The organism is Rhizobium leguminosarum (genome assembly GCF_019798305.1).
In the GTDB taxonomy this organism is placed as follows: Bacteria; Pseudomonadota; Alphaproteobacteria; order Rhizobiales; family Rhizobiaceae; genus Rhizobium; species Rhizobium leguminosarum_U.
Genome location: NZ_JAAXDD010000005.1, coordinates 212445 through 229340, shown reverse-complemented (window position 1 = coordinate 229340; position 16896 = coordinate 212445). Strand labels below are relative to the sequence as shown.

The window sequence follows — 16896 nt, the reverse complement described above, 5'->3', positions numbered from 1 at the left end:
CTCGCGTTAAAAAAGGCAAACCGGGACGTGCGGCTCTACTGCGAGCCCGCACTAAGTCAATGTACAGATAAGTGTGGCGAAACGGCGGTTCAAGGTGCCGCTCACGCAGGTGTGAGTTGGGCAGGCGGCATTCGGCAGCCCGCTTTATCGCCGCAGCGCTTCGACCAGTTCGACCATATCATCCGGTAGCGGCACCTCGAAATGCATGATTTCGCCGGTGCGGGGATGCTCGAATTGCAGCATGAAGGCATGCAGTGCCTGCCGGCCGAAACCGTTGACGACCTTGCGGATCTCTTCGGGCAGGAGATTGGCCTTGGTCTTGAAGCCGGCGCCGTAAACCGTGTCGCCGAGCAGCGGATGGCCGATATGGGCCATGTGGACACGGATCTGGTGGGTGCGGCCGGTTTCCAGGCGGCACTCGACCAGCGAGGCGAACGCGGTTGCGTCCGGCTTCTCATGGAAGCGCTCAATCACCTGGTAGTGCGTGATCGCCTCGTCGGCGTCCTGACTGTCGGGGCGCTTGACGGCGCGGCGCGTACGGTCGCCGGTGGCGCGGCCAAGTGGCGCGTCGACCGTGCCTGTCAGCGAGCGCGGCCGGCCCCAGACGATTGCCTGATAGGCCCGCTCCAGCGGCATGGTGCGGCCATGGTCGGCAAATTGCAGCGAGAGGTGGCGATGGGCAATGTCGTTCTTGGCGACGACCATGACGCCTGTCGTGTCCTTGTCAAGACGGTGGACGATGCCGGGGCGGCGCACGCCGCCGATGCCGGAGAGCGTATCGCTGCAATGGTGGATCAGCGCGTTGACCAGCGTCCCTGTCCAGTTGCCGGCGCCGGGATGGACAACGAGACCGGAAGGCTTGGAGATGACGATGACGTCGTCATCCTCATGGAGGATATCCAGAGGGATGTCTTCGCCCTGGGGCGTCGGATCTTCCGGCTCGGGCAGCGTGAGTTCGAAACTATCGCCGGTGCGCACCTTGCGCTGCGGGTCGGTGACGGGTTCGCCACGCAGAAAAACCTGGCCGTCCTTGATCAACGCCTTGATGCGGCTGCGCGAAAATTCCTCGCCAACCTGCGCCGTCAGCCAGGCGTCCAACCTGCCTTCGGCAGTTTCATCGGCGGTCAGGACTTTTCTATTGCCGGCTGCTTGTTTAAAGGGGTCGCTCAAGACGCTTCTTCTCCGACGTATTTTTTTAGAACGGGACGCACAGATGACAGCAATCGAGCCAGACGACCAGGAAGAGAAGCCCCTTGATCCGGCGATGGAAAGTGTCCGGCGCAAGATGGTCCGCCTGCAGATCGTTTCCGGCGCCATCATGTTCGTGAGCCTTATGGCGGTCTTCGGCGCGGTTGTCTACAAGGCGATGCACAGCGAGCCGAAGGAGACGGCGTCCGCTGTTGCCGCCTCCGGCGTGCCCTCGGATGCGCCGCTTGCGGCAACCGTTTCCCTGCCGCTCGGCTTCAAGGTGCAGTCCACTTCGTTTTCATCAGGGCAGATCCTGTTCTACGGGGAAACGGCCGAGGGCAGGAACAAGGCACTGGTCTACGATCTCAGGACCGGCCGCACCGTCGCCGACGTCACTGTTACGGGCAATTGAGGCAGGCATGGCCGCCATCCCGATCGACATCGACAGCGCCGACGATCCGCGCGTCGCTGAATTCTGCGCAATCCTCGAGCGCGACCTGACGGGCCGAGAGAACCGCTTCATCGCCGAGGGCACCGTCGTGCTGCGCATGCTCGCCGAGGCGCATGCGGCAGGCCGCGGCTTTTTCGCCGAGAAGATCCTGCTGCTGCGCAATCGCGTCGAGGGCGTCCTGCCCATCCTGGCGCGGTTTCCGGCCGATGTGCCGGTCTATGTCGCCGGGGCGGATGTGCTCGATGGCGTCGTCGGTTTCCATCTGCATCGCGGCGTTCTCGCGCTCGGCCGCCGGGAGGATCGCGGGAAGGCGGCACTTCTCGACGCGCTGCCGGAACGGGCGCTGGTGCTGGTCGGTTGCGGCATTTCCAATCACGACAACGCCGGCTCGATGTTTCGAAATGCGGCCGCCTTCCGGGCGGACGCGGTGCTGCTCGACGAAACCTCCTGTGATCCACTCTACCGCAAGGCGTTGCGTGTCTCGGTCGGTTCGGTGCTGAGTGTTCCGCACCGGCGTGGCGGCAAGGCCTTGGATGTGCTCCTGGCGCTTGCCGAGCGGGGCTTTGCCATCTGGACACTTTCTCCGCACGGCAACACCGATATCCGCGCCATTCCGGCCGCGACGCGCATGGCGCTCGTCGTCGGTACCGAGGGCGAGGGATTACCGGAGGCGCTGCTTGCGCGGTTCCAGAGCGCGCGCATTCCGCAGTCGGAGCAACTCGACAGCCTCAACGCCGCAACGGCGACGGGGATCGCGCTGTTTTCCATGGCCTCGGCGATGGGGCGGATCTAGCCTATACGCCCGAAAATCGGAATCGATTTTTGGGATTACGCCAATTCAAAATGATGGCCCACCGCTCGTCCTATCCGACGCGCCGCGCCAAGGCGTCAGCGCGGGGGATCGGCGATGATCGCCGCCGCTCTGTCAGCAAGGCTGACGCGATCGTTGGGATTCTTTTCCGCGGCATCAGCGAGCAGCGTGCGGATCGGCGAGGAAGGCCCCTCGTTGAGTGCGGTCAGCGCCACCATACTGGCGGCGATCGAGGCGATCTCCTCGCGGATCGCGCCATCGCGCCCGGTTACGGCCTTTGCCTTTTGCAGGCGTTCGGCAAGGGCGGAGCTGCGCTTGCGGACATCCTCGCCCATCTCGGCCGTGACGGCGGCGGTGTCGAGCGCGGGTACGGTCGTGTCTTCCGCCATCATTTCCGCCGGCAGCTCCGCGACCATCCCGGCAAGGCCGGCGTCGCGCAACACCCGGTTGACCTTGCGGATCTCTGCGTTAGCGGCCTTCAACTGCTCCTTCAATTTGGCGATCTCCTGCTGGCGGCGAACGACCAGAGTTTCCTTTTCGGTGGCGGAAGCGCTCTCGCGCGCGGCCTTATCCTCCAGGCGGATCACCATATGCTGCTGTTGTGTCAGTTTCTGTTCGGCATCCTTGGCGCGCTTCTGCAGCAGGTTGACGTCCTGACGCAGCGTATCGCGTTCGTCACGCAGCGCGTTGACGCGGAATTTCAGGCTCTCCGCCTCGGTTTCGCGCGCAGCCAGGTCGATCCTCAGCCCATCGGCCTGTTCACCGAGTTTGCTCAGCCGCGTCCGCATCGTCGCCAGTTCGCTCTCCTTGTTGGCAGCGGACTGCTCGGAAATATGCAGGTTGGTCTTCAACTGGCTGATATAGTTCTCGTCCTTGCGCAGATGCGAGCGCTGCTCGGCGGCCTCGACATGCATCTCGCCGATCTGGGTCTGCAATTCTCCGATCTCGGCGGCAAGCCTGCCGGCATCGACGGCGAGTGAGTCATGGCGAAGCTGGAGCGACAGGGATTTCTCGCGCTCACGCAGAAGGTCCTGGGCCGTGCGGGCGTTTTCGGCGGCATAGAGTGCACGCACCATATCCTTCTGGGCGCGAACCTCCTGAGGGCTCAGCGGCATCGTCGTTTTCAGCCGGTTCTCGGTATACCAGACAATGCGGCGGTGAACGGCGGGCGAGACCAGAAAGACGAGGAAGGCCGCTGTCAGGAAGCCCAATCCGAACAAAAGAGCATATTCGATCACGGCGCGGCCATCGGTAAGAAGGTTGATACGGGGTCAGCCGCGATGATTAAGCACGCATGACACGCATGGCAAGGCCGCCGGTGTGAGCGGCGGCAGATTCCGGTGGCTTTGCGGCTTCAGAAAGGGTTCCAGGTCGGCGCCTGGGTGATCTTGAGATAGCCGACATTGATGCCGAGGCGGGCGCCGATGCCGGTGCGGATCGGCACGACCAGCACGTCGTTGTTCTTGAGCAAGGTCATGCCGAAGCCGGCGATCACATAGGCCGAGCCGCTGACGCCGCCGAACCGGGCATAGATGCCGTTGACGGAGGGCAGGTCGTAGACCAGCATCATCACGCGCGAGCCCTGGCCGCCATAATCGAGGCCGAGCGACGGTCCCTGCCAGTAGAGATTATGTTCGCCGGCGTTCTTGGTGTTCAACTGGCCTTCGCCATAGGTCAGACCAGCGATGAAGGCGCCGCCGCCTTCCTGTCCGAGGATATAGCCGTTCGGCAGGCCGTATTTCTGGAAGGCACTCTCGACGACCTTGGCAAGTCCGCCGCTGGCGGACCCGAAGAAGGAGTGGCCGGCGTCGACGATTTCCTGCATCGTGTACTGGCCGTTGTCCTGGGCGGTGGCCGGCCCAGCAACCATCAGCGAGGAGAAGACGAGGGTCGAAAGCAACCTGCAGAAGCCGATGAATCGGTGCGGAAATCGAGGGCGCATTGTGTCATCCGTTCGTCGTTTGGCTGAGAGCGGGCAAGCGCTCGCGGCGATTGGTGCATTTTGCCCCGATGATCTTAACAATCGGTTTACCAAATATGGTGTCTTTATGGCACCAAGTACGATCGCAAACTTCGCGCAATTTTGATGAAGCATATTCCGGACGCGATGAAATTGCCGCCCCTCAGGAGACGATGATGTCCAAGAACCCAAATCTTACCCTGTCCGGCCCGGATCTGGCCGCGCTTCTTTGCAGCCGCGTTTGCCACGATGTTATCTCGCCCGTCGGCGCGATCAATAACGGGCTGGAGCTCCTGGATGAAGGCGGCGCCGATGCCGATGCGATGGACCTGATCCGCACCAGCGCGCTCAATGCTTCCGTCCGCCTGAAATTCGCACGTCTCGCCTTCGGCGCGTCGGGCTCCGTCGGCGCCTCGATCGACACCGGCGAGGCCGAGCGTGCTGCCAAGGATTTCGCCGTCGCCGAAAAGAAGACCGAGGTGATCTGGAACGGACCGCGCGCCATCGTCGCCAAGAACCGTGTCAAGCTGCTGCTCAACCTCTTCCTCGTTGCCTATTCCGCCATTCCGCGCGGCGGCGTGCTCGAGGTAACGCTCGAAAATCCCGAGTTCGATGCCAGGTTCAAGCTCACGGCCAAAGGCAAACTGATGCGGTTGCCGCCGAAATTCGTCGAGATATCGACCGGCACCATCGAGGAGGCGATCGACGCCCATTCGATCCAGCCCTATTACACCGTGCTTTTGGCGCAGGAGTGCGGAATGACCCTTGAGCACAGCGCCAGCGCCGACGAACTGGTGTTCACGGCGGTGGCGGCGGCCGCCTGATTTCGGAGCGCGGACGCATGCCTGCGCTCGTCCGGTAACGATTCCTTAGCCTGATGGACCTATTCTCCAGGGTTGTAAGAGGCCTCTCGCTACGACGAATGCGGGGGCAAAGGAGCGGCCATGCAAAGGTTCATGATCACCGATAATTCGGATATCGTCCGCAAGGTCGGCAAGCGCATTCTCTCCGAACTCGACTTTCTCGTCAGTGAAGCTTCCAACGCCGGCGAGGCGTTGCAGCGCTGCCAGGCGGAGCTGCCGGAATATCTGATCGTCGATTCAGGCATGGAAGGCGCGCTCGACCTCATCACCGCCATCCGCGCCATGGAGGGCGGCAAAGAGGTCAAGATCTATTACTGCGTCGTCGAGGCGGATCTGAAGAAGCTGATGGCAGGCAAGCGGGCCGGTGCCACCGACTTCCTGCTGAAGCCGTTCGATCGCAAGATCCTGACCGCCGTTTTCGGAAACCGCGCGATCGCCGCCTGACCGGCACGGCCTCTTCCCCGCCGATGTCGGCGTCCCTGGAGCATGACGCCGAAAGTGCAAGCACGTTCGACGGCTGCCACGTTCTATTTTCTTCATCGAGATACAGGGCACTTCAGGCTGATCCAGCCTAAGATCCTCCACATCAGGTTAATCTCGCCCAACGTAAGCAGAAACGAAAAATCCCGCCGGAAGGGCGAGATCTTCGTTTGTCCGATAAGGGGATCGGAAAAAATATTAGGCGGTTTCGGCGTATTCGGCACCATCCGGCTCGCGAAGAACGTAACCGCGGCCCCAGACGGTCTCGATGTAGTTGGCACCGCCGGCAGCATTGGCGAGCTTTTTGCGGAGCTTGCAGATGAAGACGTCGATGATCTTCAGTTCCGGCTCGTCCATGCCGCCGTAGAGGTGGTTCAGGAACATTTCCTTGGTGAGGGTGGTGCCCTTGCGGAGCGAAAGCAGCTCCAGCATCTGATATTCCTTGCCCGTCAGGTGGACGCGCTGGCCGCCGACTTCGACAGTCTTGGCATCGAGGTTGACGATCAGCTCGCCGGTCATGATAACCGACTGGGCATGGCCCTTGGAGCGGCGGACGATGGCGTGGATACGGGCGACGAGCTCGTCCTTGTGGAACGGCTTGGTCATGTAGTCGTCGGCGCCGAAGCCGAGGCCACGAACCTTGTCTTCGATGCCGGCCATGCCCGACAGAATGAGGATCGGTGTCTTGACCTTGGACAGTCGGAGAGTGCGAAGCACCTCATATCCGGACATGTCGGGCAGGTTCAGATCGAGAAGGATGATGTCATAATCATACAGCTTGCCCAGATCGACGCCTTCTTCACCGAGATCGGTGGTATAAACATTAAAACTCTCTGATTTCAGCATCAACTCGATGCTCTGCGCCGTGGCGCTGTCATCCTCGATTAGAAGTACCCGCATAATTATCCCCTTTACCGCCGCCGAAAGGTGGTCTGGCCCCCTACACGATACCGAACACGCTACGTGATTTGAAAGCTGCCACGAAATGGTTAACAAATTCTAATTCACTCTGGCAAGGAGTATCGAATTTATTAAACAATTTTTCCATTTCTCTGTTTTCCAATAGGAATCTCAAAACGGCGCCCCTCAACTTTAACATTAGGAAACTGCGCTAAGTGATTCATCCGACTCGCCAATGAAAAGGTTCGAACTTCATGCCTCGGCATTTACCGACCCTTAAATCATCGGGGCTATCATTAACGATGCCCGTAAACGAAAGGTTACCAGCGGTAGGTATTTGTTAATATCGCGGGAAATTTTTTAGCAAACCGTGTCAAAGCGGCGCGCAGGGCGGTTTCAAGTTGAGCCGGGGTCTCGCATCACGGGAGTAATGCGTATGAAGTCGCGAGAAAGTCTCGTTCGCCTGAAGGAATTTCAGGTGAATGAAAAACGACGTCAGTTGCAGCAGTTGCAGATGATGATGTCCGAATTCGAACGGATGACGAAGGATCTGGAGAGCCAGATCGTCGTCGAGGAAAAGAAGTCCGGTATTTCCGACCCGAATCACTTTGCTTATCCGACCTTCGCCAAGGCCGCGCGTCAGCGGGCTGACAACCTGCAGGTTTCGATCAAGGAACTGAAGATGCAGGAAGAGACGCTAGAAATGGCACTCGAGGAGATGCAGGCGGAATATGCAAGGGCCACAGCGCTGGAAGAGCGTGACGGCGCCGCCCGCGCAAGGGCGTAAGAGAAACGGCGGGCGCCGGCTTCGGCGCTCTGGGATCGCCACTGAGAAGCCATGTATGATGGGCGCGCTGTCCGTCATACATGGCTTTTGGTGTTTGCGCCTTAGGGCGGCTCTCGCCGAAATCGAGGTTGTCACGCGGGTCTTTTCGGACACGCAAAGGACGCTCTAACTCTTTCAATCCTCCCATCGTGCTTTTCCGAAAATCGATTCCGATTTTCGGGCCGATGAGCTAAAGCGCGTCGCGATCTTCTAGATTCGCTCCTCGCGCGTTAGATCCTTGTTTTTACGCATGTCGTTAGCGAAAAACCGCTGCACAGTTTTGCGCGACATGGTTTAGTTCACGACGTCCTTCCATTCCGGATGGCGTTGCGCCTGCGCCTTGAAGAAGGGGCAAAGCGGGATGATCTTCCAGCCACCGGTGCGGGCTGCTTCCACAGCGTGGAGCGCCAACGCCTGGCCGACACCCTTGCCGCGCAGCGCATCGGGAACGCCCGTGTGATCGATGATGACGAGCTTCGGCGATGTGCGTGAATAGGTCATCTCCGCCTCGTGTCCTTCGACCTCGGCCGCATAACGGCCGCCGGAGGCGCCTTCCTCGTTTCGAATGTCCATTGTCTTTCCTCGTAACGGATATTGTCTTGGCGGACCGTGACATGGCGGCGCGGCCATGCCAAGCCGTGGAGGCAATAGAGGCAGGAGACGGAGTGTTCATGCAAAATATCGGGTCGATACGAGGTTCGGGGCAATGAAGGCGCTTTCGATGATTCGCCCCGTGCTTCTCGTGGCCGCGCCGTTCTTCCTGGCGCTCGGCCTCGTCTTGCCGCTGGTCCATTTCGAGACGCTGTATTTCTTCGACGATACGCCGTCGCTCATCGAAATCATCGTCTCGCTTTGGCAAGGCGGGGATGGGCTGCTGGCGGCGATCGTCGCGCTGGTTTCGATCCTGCTGCCGCTTCTGAAGATGATCGGCATCACCGCGGAGGCGATGGGGATCGCCGCAGGAGCGACGGCCGCCGCCGGCGAGGTCGGCAGCCTGTTCTATCGTCGCGTCGTACCGCATCTGTCCAAGTGGTCGATGATGGACGTGCTGCTGGTCGCGATCGTCATTGCGGCGGCGAAGACGACTGGGCTGGCCGATGCCTTCACGCAGCCCGGCCTTTGGTGCTACGCGGCCTCGTCAATGATTTCGGGCCTTCTTCATTCCTTCATGGGAGATGCGTCCGGCCCGAAATAGATGTCATCGATGCTGGGTGTGATCAGTGACGATATTGCTGGATGCGCGTGGTGCGCAGGCCGGCGAGACCGTGGCTGTTGATCGACGATTGCCAGGAGAGGAATTCTTCGACCGTGAGCGTATAACGGTCGCAGGCCTCTTCCAAGCTCAACAGGCCACCGCGAACAGCCGCGACAACCTCTGCCTTCCGGCGAATCACCCAGCGCCGCGTATTGGGCGGCGGAAGATCCGCAATCGTCAGGGGGCTGCCATCGGGGCCGATGACATATTTCACTCGGGGACGTATCATTTCGGTCATTGGACTCTCTACACAACGCAAGACCACGAGCCCCACTCTAGCCTGCCACATTTAAAAATTGCCTAAACCCATCGTAAGACTTTGATAACAAATTTAGACGCCCGCCCTGGCCGGCGATTTGGAGCGACCGCCTGCCGCTATGTCAATTTGTGGCGCCTGCATGAGAGCCATGCGGAATAAATATTAGCTGATGGCTCGGGGTGACCTTATAAGCGCTGCAACATAAGAATGAGCGCAAGACTTCGTCTCCGTTCTTCCCGCTGTATCAGTCCAGTTGGCGCTTTTTGTGCTTCGTGTCCTCGGGATGCGGGGCGCAAACTGTCTTTGCTGATGCTCCGGCGCGAGCCTCTCGCCGCCGGCAGCGAGGCCGAGCCGAGCTGGCCATACGATGATAAGAAGATGAAAAGACGTGAGCGCGCAGTCGAACACTGCACTGAGGATGCTGCATTTTCGCCTTCGCAGGCCGGTGGCGCCGGGGTTTCGTTCAACGACGGCAAGGAACGGCTCGGCGAGATGGCGAAGCTTGCGGGCTTCGATTTCTATCTGTTCTCGGCTTTCCCGCGGGCGACCGTACGGCTTTCACCGAAAACTGGCTGATCAGCAACTGGCCGCAAAGCCTTGTCGGCTTTCACGAGGCCGCGGATCTCTTCTATTGCAGCAGACTGGTGACCGCGATGAAGCGGACGATCGTACCAGTTTTCTCCAAAGAGGGGTCATTTGCAGGCAACGCCGCCAATCAGGAAAACCGCAGACTCAGCATGCTTTTTCAGATGCACGGGCTAAAGAATACCTTCGCCTTCGCGCTACACGACGCTGACCTGAAACAATACATCTTCGCCTTCTCAGGCGGCTGTCTTATGCCCACACGGGAGCAGGCGATGGCGCTGCTCTACGGCTGCATGGAGCTTCTGGACAAGGTTTCGCGCAATGGCAGCGGGGAAGACGGTCCGTCGGAGGCGCTTACCCGGCGCGAAATCGAATGCTTGCGACGCTGGCTGATTCCTTAAATCGGAATCGATTTAAGGAATCAGCCAGCAATTCAAAGTGCTACAGCGTCCTTTGCGCGTCTAAAAAGACGCGCGGCGCTGTAGTCGGCGGCCGGCAAGAGCAGCGACGAGATCGCGATTATTCTCGATCTCTCGTCGCATACGGTGGCGGGTTATCTGAAGAGCGCGATGCGCAAGCTCTATTCGGTCAACCGCATGCAGGCGGTCGCCAGAGCATAACCGCTGCACATTTTTGGGCGACATGCATAAGGCAGCCGGCCCCTTCTCACAAAGCTTAAAGCTTAGAAGCCTTTACCGCCGGTCAGCTCCGACACGACCGTTCCGACAATGATGCGCATGTCCATCCAGATCGAGAAATTCCCGACGTAGTAGAGATCGCTGACAATGCGGGCGCGCGCCTTGGCCGGACGATCGGTCGGGCCGCGCAGGCCACGCATCTGGGCAAGACCCGTCATGCCTGGGCGCATCGCATGGCGCTGATGGTATTCCGGTACGAGCTCCTCGTAGAGCACGCCGCCGGCGCGCATGCCGATTGCATGGCAACGCGGGCCGACGACCGACATGTGGCCCAGCAGCACGTTCAGCAGCTGCGGCAACTCATCGACATTCGTCCGGCGCAGGATGGCACCGATGCGGGTGACGCGCGGGTCGTCCTTGACCGTCTGGGCAACGCCGGAGACGTCGCAAAGGTCGGTGCGCATGGAACGGAACTTGTAGACCTTGATGGCCTTGCAGTTCTTGCCCCAGCGGGTCTGCTTGAAGAGCACCGGTCCCGGGCTGTCGAGCTTGATCAGCAGGGCGACGAACAGAAGGAACGGGGCGAGGACGAGGAGGGCGCTCAACGACGAAAAAATGTCGAACGCCCGCTTCAGGACCAGATCCACCAACGGCGCCTGCGGCGCATCGCTATGGATAACAGGGGTCTGGATCTTCAGGCTCGGCTGCTGGCGGCGGCTCGGCCGGAAGGACTCTGTCGAGATGCTGTTGTTTAGTTCCGTGATGCTCAAGGATCGTACTCTGTTGTCTCGAGGGGGCGCGGCGGCAATAGGCGATCAATGGTTAACCCTGTCACCAGGGCTGCACTCAGGTCTTGGTAACCCTACTAAAACGGAAAAATGCGACAATTGTGTAATGGTGTCCAGAGAAATATCGCATCGCAACAAATCTTTCGCATGTGCGTTAAGTTGAGGCAAGCTCATGATATTTCGTTAATAATTGGAATTTTGTCAAAGTTTCTAGGCCTTTGGCAGGGGCTCACCGGGGGTCGGCGACGTGCCGTTTCGACACGTGACCCGGGTCTCTTAACCGTATTTCTTAACGGAATGCGAGCCGAAATTTTTCTGATGAAGATATCGAGCGCTGTGGAAGCGGTGCCGAAATGTGACAAAATCAAGGCGGGACTGTTGGCGCGCAGCGTCTTGAAAAGATGCAGAGCAATGAATTCGCCGCCCGAATCGCTCAATGAGGTCCGATATTGCGAATCACTTCACAGCTGGAAAGGGGATCGTGGACGCGCTTTTAAAGGAGGGACGCTTTCTCAGTTGAGGCGCGCATGCCGGAAGCCGGTCGCGGATTGTCGCGACAGGTCTGAGCTCATGGTTACGATGTAGAGAATCGCACCGCTTGCCTGTCTTCAGCAGTCCTAAGGATGGTCAGGCCGGTTCGAGGACGCGTTTCCTGCCGCCCCAGGAGATGAAGTTCGGGTTGGCGAAGTCGAAATCGGCCGCCGTTCCCGTCTTGCCATAGGTCAGCGGCATTCCGTCCAGCGTCACTGTCGAACCGCCGGCGGCGCGCAGCACCGCATCGCCGGCCGCAGTATCCCATTCCATCGTGCGGGTAAAGCGCGGATAGACGTCGGCCTTTCCCTCGGCCAGCAGGCAGAATTTCAGCGAGGAGCCGATATTGGTGCATTTGAAGATCGCGTGGTCGGCGAGGAAGCTTCCGGTCTCGGGGCTGTTGTGGCGAAGGCTTGCAAGCGCCAGTCTGTCGGCGGGCTGTTCGCGCACAGTGATTGTGCTGCGAGCGCCAACTGCGAAATCGTCCGTGACGACGAGCCTTTCGGCGTGGCCGCGTTCTCCCGAAAAGGCAAGCCCGAGCGCTGGCGCGTAGACGATGCCCGCCACCGGGGCGCCGTTCTCGATATAGGCGATGTTGACGGTGAATTCCTGCCGCCCGTCGACGAACTCGCGCGTGCCGTCGAGGGGGTCGACCAGGAAGAAGCCACGGCCGGCAATGTCGGGCACCTTGCCGGCGGCAACCGATTCTTCCGCCACGACGGGTATTTCGGGATAATCTCTGGCGAGATGAGCGAGGATGATGCGTTCGGCCTCCTCGTCGGCGACCGTAACCGGACTTGCATCCGCCTTGATAGCGACGGGGAAGCCTTCGCGCAGGACCGTGATGATGGCCCTGCCGGCTTCGAGCGCCGCCTTTTCAAATGTCCTTAGCATTGTCCTTTTGCCGTTCGCCACGCGGCGAGCACCCCGTTGTCGCTCGTCCGCAAACCATCCCTGTCACAACCAGATACTCAAGTTTATATGGTGTTCCCCGTCGTGCCCCGCATCCCTCAATGCACAGCCTGATGATGCTACCATAAGTTTTCAGCCTTGTCAGACGAAGATGCGGGCATCGCTCGTGAAACGGCATTCGTCAAAGAGGCTGTCTTGGGGTCTGAATTTGCTCCATCTTCCAATTCTGTGGAATAGCTTACGCAGCAAGCGGGGCAAGAAATCGACGGCGATATCTCCGGATGGTTAACCCAGTGGCAGTTTCTGGCTAAAAATAGGCCCTGCTCTGCCGTTTTTCTGTGGATTTTGGTTCAAAACGCGCCATCTAGGCCTGTTCTGACAAGAATCTGTCGGAGTAAATCCTTTTTGTCTTCACATTTCCAACGAAACCGCTATGCATTCGGCCTATGAGGTTCTCTGAAACGGAGAACTGAAGAACCAAAAAGAGATGCAGCGTGTTTCGCTCGCATCCAGGGGAAAACGACATATGGAGTATTTCGTCCAGCAGCTCTTAAATGGGCTGACGCTCGGATCCATCTATGGCCTTGTGGCTATTGGCTATACGATGGTTTACGGCATTATCGGCATGATCAATTTCGCCCATGGCGACATCTTCATGCTCGGTGGTTTCGCCGCTCTTATCGTCTTCCTCGTCCTCACATCCATCTTCGCAGGTCTCCCGGTAGCAGTTCTGCTGTTGGCGATGCTTGTTGTCGCGATGTTGATGACGAGTTTGTGGAATTGGACGATCGAGCGCGTCGCATACCGTCCCCTGCGCGGTTCCTTCCGCCTGGCGCCGCTGATTACCGCGATCGGCATGTCGATCACGCTGTCCAACTTCATCCAGGTGACGCAGGGTCCCCGCAACAAGCCGATTCCGCCGATGGTGAGCTCGGTCTACCAGTTCGGCAACATCTCGGTGTCGCTGAAACAGATCATCATCATCGTGATCACGGCGGTGCTGCTGACGATATTCTGGTACATCGTCAATCGTACCGCACTCGGCCGTGCCCAGCGCGCCACTGAGCAGGATCGCAAGATGGCAGCGCTGCTCGGCGTCAACGTCGACCAGACGATCTCGATCACTTTCGTTATGGGTGCGGCACTGGCAGCCGTCGCCGGCACGATGTACCTGATGTATTATGGCGTCGCCTCGTTTAACGACGGCTTCACGCCTGGTGTGAAGGCCTTCACGGCAGCCGTTCTCGGCGGTATCGGTTCGTTACCCGGCGCCGTCTTCGGCGGCCTGCTTATCGGCCTTATCGAGTCGCTGTGGTCGGCATACTTCACCATCGCCTACAAGGACGTCGCAACCTTTGCGATCCTGGCTTTCGTGTTGATCTTCAAGCCGACCGGCATCCTAGGGCGGCCGGAAGTCGAGAAGGTATAACGTCATGGCAAAAATCGAAAATTCTGCAGGCAAGCCCGATGCCGGACTTGTCCGCAAAGGCCTTACCGAAGCTCTTTTCGCCGCAGTCCTGTCGTTCGGCATGTTCGTTCTCTATGTCGGCCTGAAGACCGACCAGAACATCAGCAACGAACTGATCATTGTCCAGCGCTGGGGCCTGCTTGCGATCTTCGTCGCGGTCGCCGCCATCGGCCGCTTCGCCACGGTGGTTTTCCTGCGGCCGCATCTCGACAGCCGCAAGCTGGCAAAGGCGAGACACGGCGAACTCGAGATCTCAACCGAGAAGAGCTTCTTCCACCGGCATTTCCTGAAGCTCGCACTGATCGCGCTGCTGCTTTATCCCATGGTGGTGGTGGCGATCAAAGGCCCTCAGGGCTCGCTGACCTATGTCGACAATTTCGGCATCCAGATCCTGATCTATGTGATGCTGGCCTGGGGGCTGAACATCGTCGTCGGCCTCGCCGGCCTGCTCGACCTCGGCTATGTCGCCTTCTATGCCGTCGGCGCTTATTCCTACGCGCTGCTTTCGAGCTATTTCGGCCTGTCCTTCTGGATGCTACTGCCGCTTTCGGGCGTCTTCGCCGCACTCTGGGGCGTCATTCTCGGCTTCCCGGTGCTGCGCCTGCGCGGCGATTACCTCGCCATCGTGACGCTTGCCTTCGGTGAAATCATTCGTCTCGTCCTGATCAACTGGACTGAAGTGACGAAGGGCACCTTCGGTATCTCGAGCATCCCGAAGGCAACACTCTTCGGCATTCCCTTCGATGCGACGGCCGGCGGCTTTGCCAAGCTCTTTCACCTGCCGATCTCCTCGGCCTATTACAAGATCTTCCTCTTTTACCTGATCCTAGCGCTCTGCATGCTGACGGCGTATGTCACCATCCGGCTGCGCCGCATGCCGATCGGACGCGCCTGGGAAGCCTTGCGCGAAGACGAGATCGCCTGCCGTTCCCTCGGCATCAATACGGTGACGACCAAGCTCACCGCCTTTGCGACGGGCGCGATGTTTGCCGGTTTCGCCGGCTCGTTCTTCGCCGCCCGCCAGGGCTTCGTTTCGCCGGAATCCTTCGTCTTCCTGGAATCGGCCGTCATTCTCGCCATCGTCGTTCTCGGCGGCATGGGCTCGCTGACCGGCATCGCGATCGCCGCCATCGTCATGGTCGGCGGCACCGAGTTGTTGCGCAGCATGAACTTCCTAAAACTGATCTTCGGACCCGATTTTACGCCGGAACTCTACCGCATGTTGATCTTCGGCCTCGCCATGGTCGTCGTCATGCTGTTCAAGCCGCGCGGCTTCGTCGGCTCGCGTGAGCCGACAGCCTTCCTTAGAGCGCGCAAGGCGATATCCGGAAGCTTCATCAAGGAGGGCCATGGTTGATGAGCCCTGTAAAGAATACGATGTCTGACGACACTCTTCTCAAGGTCGAACACCTGTCGATGAAGTTCGGCGGCCTGATGGCCATCAACGACTTCTCCTTCGAAGCCAAGCGCGGCGATATCACCGCGCTGATCGGGCCGAACGGCGCCGGCAAGACCACTGTCTTCAACTGCATCACCGGCTTCTACAAGCCGACGATGGGCATGATCACGTTCAACCAGAAGAGCGGCAAGCAATATCTGCTCGAGCGTCTGCCGGACTTTCGCATCACCAGGGAAGCCAAGGTCGCACGCACCTTCCAGAACATCCGGCTGTTCTCCGGCCTGACCGTTCTCGAAAACCTACTGGTTGCTCAGCACAACAAGCTGATGAAGGCATCGGGTTATACGATCCTCGGCCTTATCGGTGTCGGCCCCTATAGGCGGGAAGCGGCCGCTGCAATCGAGCTCGCCCGTTTCTGGCTCGAGAAGGCCGACCTAATCGACCGCGCCGACGACCCGGCCGGCGACCTGCCCTATGGCGCCCAGCGGCGTCTCGAAATTGCCCGCGCCATGTGCACCGGGCCGGAGCTGCTTTGCCTGGACGAACCGGCTGCCGGCCTCAACCCACGGGAATCGGCAACGCTCAACGCGCTGCTGAAGAGCATTCGCGCCGAAACAGGAACGTCGATCCTGCTGATCGAGCACGACATGTCGGTGGTCATGGAAATCTCCGACCACGTCGTCGTCCTCGAATATGGTCAGAAGATTTCCGATGGCACGCCGGATCACGTGAAGAACGATCCCAGGGTCATCGCGGCCTATCTTGGCGTCGAGGATGAAGAAGTGGAAAAGGTGATCGCAGCCGTCGAGCAGCTCGAAGGAGGCGCAAACTGATGGGCGATGAAGTAATGACGGGTCAACCGCTCCTTCACGTGAATGGCGTCGAAACCTATTACGGCAATATCCGGGCGCTGGCCGGCGTCGATGTCCACGTCAACAAAGGCGAGATCGTCAGCCTGATCGGCGCCAATGGCGCCGGCAAGTCGACACTGATGATGACGATCTGCGGCAGCCCGCAGGCCCGCATCGGTTCGGTGGTCTTCGAGGGCCGCGACATCACCCGCATGCCGACGCATGAAATCGCCCGTCTACGCATTGCACAGTCGCCGGAAGGCCGCCGCATCTTCCCGCGCATGACGGTTCTGGAAAATCTTCAGATGGGCGCCGGCCTCGACAATCTGAAACACTTCGCCGAAGATGTCGAGAAGATCTTCACGCTCTTCCCGCGGCTCAAGGAACGTCACGCCCAGCGGGGCGGAACACTTTCGGGTGGTGAGCAACAGATGCTGTCGATCGGCCGCGCGCTGATGGCGCGCCCGAAGCTGCTGCTTCTCGATGAACCCTCGCTCGGTCTTGCGCCGCTGATCGTCAAGGGAATCTTCGAGGCGATCAAGAAGCTTAACGAGGCGGAGGGGCTGACCGTTTTCCTCGTCGAGCAGAACGCGTTCGCCGCCCTCAGGCTTTCTCACCGCGCCTACGTGATGGTGAACGGCAAGGTGACGATGAGCGGCTCCGGCAAGGAGCTTCTTGCCAATCCCGAGGTCCGCGCCGCCTATCTCGAAGGCGGAAGACACTAGGTCGAA

18 protein-coding genes and 1 pseudogene are annotated in these 16896 nt (G+C 59.7%); 11 read left to right on the top strand and 8 right to left on the bottom strand.

All coding sequences use genetic code 11. From position 1 onward, the window contains the following. Window positions 1–144 precede the first annotated feature (144 nt). Complete coding sequence (locus HFO99_RS11210) at window positions 145–1170, bottom strand: RluA family pseudouridine synthase (protein WP_222252316.1); 1026 nt, start codon at window positions 1168–1170, stop codon at window positions 145–147. 43 nt (window positions 1171–1213) lie between these two features. Between HFO99_RS11210 and HFO99_RS11205 the strand changes: the two genes are divergently transcribed. Together HFO99_RS11205 and HFO99_RS11200 are read left to right on the top strand one after the other, a co-directional pair. Beyond that, window positions 1214–1600, top strand: coding sequence for a hypothetical protein (locus HFO99_RS11205; protein ID WP_064247305.1), 387 nt, complete (start codon window positions 1214–1216; stop codon window positions 1598–1600). Between the two features lie 7 nt (window positions 1601–1607). Continuing rightward, window positions 1608–2432, top strand: coding sequence for a TrmH family RNA methyltransferase (locus tag HFO99_RS11200; protein WP_222361194.1), 825 nt, complete (start codon window positions 1608–1610; stop codon window positions 2430–2432). A gap of 95 nt (window positions 2433–2527) precedes the next feature. Here the strand turns inward: HFO99_RS11200 and HFO99_RS11195 are convergent, their stop codons facing one another. Both HFO99_RS11195 and HFO99_RS11190 read right to left on the bottom strand, forming a co-directional pair. Next, window positions 2528–3688, bottom strand: coding sequence for a hypothetical protein (locus tag HFO99_RS11195; protein WP_222361192.1), 1161 nt, complete (start codon window positions 3686–3688; stop codon window positions 2528–2530). A gap of 116 nt (window positions 3689–3804) precedes the next feature. Continuing rightward, entirely contained in the window at window positions 3805–4392 is a 588-nt protein-coding gene (locus HFO99_RS11190) for a DUF1134 domain-containing protein (RefSeq protein WP_222331170.1), read from the bottom strand. 194 nt (window positions 4393–4586) lie between these two features. Here HFO99_RS11190 and chpT point away from each other — a divergent pair, with 194 nt between their 5' ends. Beyond that, window positions 4587–5234 carry a histidine phosphotransferase ChpT gene (gene chpT, locus HFO99_RS11185; protein WP_222361190.1) on the top strand — a complete coding sequence of 216 codons (648 nt, stop codon included), beginning with the start codon at window positions 4587–4589 and terminating at the stop codon, window positions 5232–5234. 120 nt (window positions 5235–5354) lie between these two features. Further along, entirely contained in the window at window positions 5355–5717 is a 363-nt protein-coding gene (locus tag HFO99_RS11180) for a response regulator (RefSeq protein WP_222252312.1), read from the top strand. Window positions 5718–5951: 234 nt separating this feature from the next. On the opposite strand, the gene ctrA is transcribed toward HFO99_RS11180, so the two are convergent. Beyond that, window positions 5952–6653 (bottom strand): response regulator transcription factor CtrA, encoded by a 702-nt coding sequence (gene ctrA / locus HFO99_RS11175; RefSeq protein ID WP_003542362.1) that lies wholly within the window; start codon window positions 6651–6653, stop codon window positions 5952–5954. Window positions 6654–7089: 436 nt separating this feature from the next. Between ctrA and HFO99_RS11170 the strand changes: the two genes are divergently transcribed. After that, window positions 7090–7440 carry a hypothetical protein gene (locus HFO99_RS11170; protein WP_024319371.1) on the top strand — a complete coding sequence of 117 codons (351 nt, stop codon included), beginning with the start codon at window positions 7090–7092 and terminating at the stop codon, window positions 7438–7440. A 333-nt stretch (window positions 7441–7773) separates the two neighbouring features. Here HFO99_RS11170 and HFO99_RS11165 read toward each other — a convergent pair whose 3' ends face one another. Then, the gene (locus HFO99_RS11165; RefSeq protein ID WP_017965846.1) at window positions 7774–8052 is read right to left on the bottom strand and encodes a GNAT family N-acetyltransferase; all 279 of its coding nucleotides are present in this window, start codon (window positions 8050–8052) and stop codon (window positions 7774–7776) included. A 55-nt stretch (window positions 8053–8107) separates the two neighbouring features. Here HFO99_RS11165 and HFO99_RS11160 point away from each other — a divergent pair, with 55 nt between their 5' ends. Then, window positions 8108–8674 carry a paraquat-inducible protein A gene (locus HFO99_RS11160; RefSeq protein ID WP_222331171.1) on the top strand — a complete coding sequence of 189 codons (567 nt, stop codon included), beginning with the start codon at window positions 8108–8110 and terminating at the stop codon, window positions 8672–8674. 22 nt (window positions 8675–8696) lie between these two features. Here the strand turns inward: HFO99_RS11160 and HFO99_RS11155 are convergent, their stop codons facing one another. After that, window positions 8697–8972 carry a DUF1153 domain-containing protein gene (locus tag HFO99_RS11155; RefSeq protein ID WP_056812078.1) on the bottom strand — a complete coding sequence of 92 codons (276 nt, stop codon included), beginning with the start codon at window positions 8970–8972 and terminating at the stop codon, window positions 8697–8699. A 399-nt stretch (window positions 8973–9371) separates the two neighbouring features. On the opposite strand from HFO99_RS11155, the pseudogene HFO99_RS33910 reads away from it, so the two are divergent. Continuing rightward, window positions 9372–10198 (top strand): annotated as a pseudogene (locus HFO99_RS33910) (response regulator transcription factor). 62 nt (window positions 10199–10260) lie between these two features. Here the strand turns inward: HFO99_RS33910 and HFO99_RS11140 are convergent. Together HFO99_RS11140 and cysQ are read right to left on the bottom strand one after the other, a co-directional pair. Further along, the gene (locus HFO99_RS11140) at window positions 10261–10986 is read right to left on the bottom strand and encodes a sugar transferase (RefSeq protein WP_222331172.1); all 726 of its coding nucleotides are present in this window, start codon (window positions 10984–10986) and stop codon (window positions 10261–10263) included. A 645-nt stretch (window positions 10987–11631) separates the two neighbouring features. Further along, the gene (cysQ, locus tag HFO99_RS11135) at window positions 11632–12429 is read right to left on the bottom strand and encodes a 3'(2'),5'-bisphosphate nucleotidase CysQ (protein ID WP_222361188.1); all 798 of its coding nucleotides are present in this window, start codon (window positions 12427–12429) and stop codon (window positions 11632–11634) included. Window positions 12430–12973: 544 nt separating this feature from the next. Between cysQ and HFO99_RS11130 the strand changes: the two genes are divergently transcribed. The 4 genes from HFO99_RS11130 to HFO99_RS11115 are packed head-to-tail and all read left to right on the top strand — an operon-like array spanning window position 12974 to window position 16890. After that, entirely contained in the window at window positions 12974–13876 is a 903-nt protein-coding gene (locus HFO99_RS11130; protein WP_017965841.1) for a branched-chain amino acid ABC transporter permease, read from the top strand. A 4-nt stretch (window positions 13877–13880) separates the two neighbouring features. Continuing rightward, the gene (livM, locus tag HFO99_RS11125; protein WP_222331174.1) at window positions 13881–15272 is read left to right on the top strand and encodes a high-affinity branched-chain amino acid ABC transporter permease LivM; all 1392 of its coding nucleotides are present in this window, start codon (window positions 13881–13883) and stop codon (window positions 15270–15272) included. Beyond that, the gene (locus HFO99_RS11120; RefSeq protein WP_222331175.1) at window positions 15272–16147 is read left to right on the top strand and encodes an ABC transporter ATP-binding protein; all 876 of its coding nucleotides are present in this window, start codon (window positions 15272–15274) and stop codon (window positions 16145–16147) included. Before livM ends, HFO99_RS11120 begins: the two co-directional genes overlap by 1 nt. After that, window positions 16147–16890, top strand: a complete 744-nt coding sequence (locus HFO99_RS11115; RefSeq protein ID WP_222252306.1) for an ABC transporter ATP-binding protein — start codon at window positions 16147–16149, stop codon at window positions 16888–16890. Before HFO99_RS11120 ends, HFO99_RS11115 begins: the two co-directional genes overlap by 1 nt. The last annotated feature ends 6 nt before the right edge of the window (window positions 16891–16896 follow it).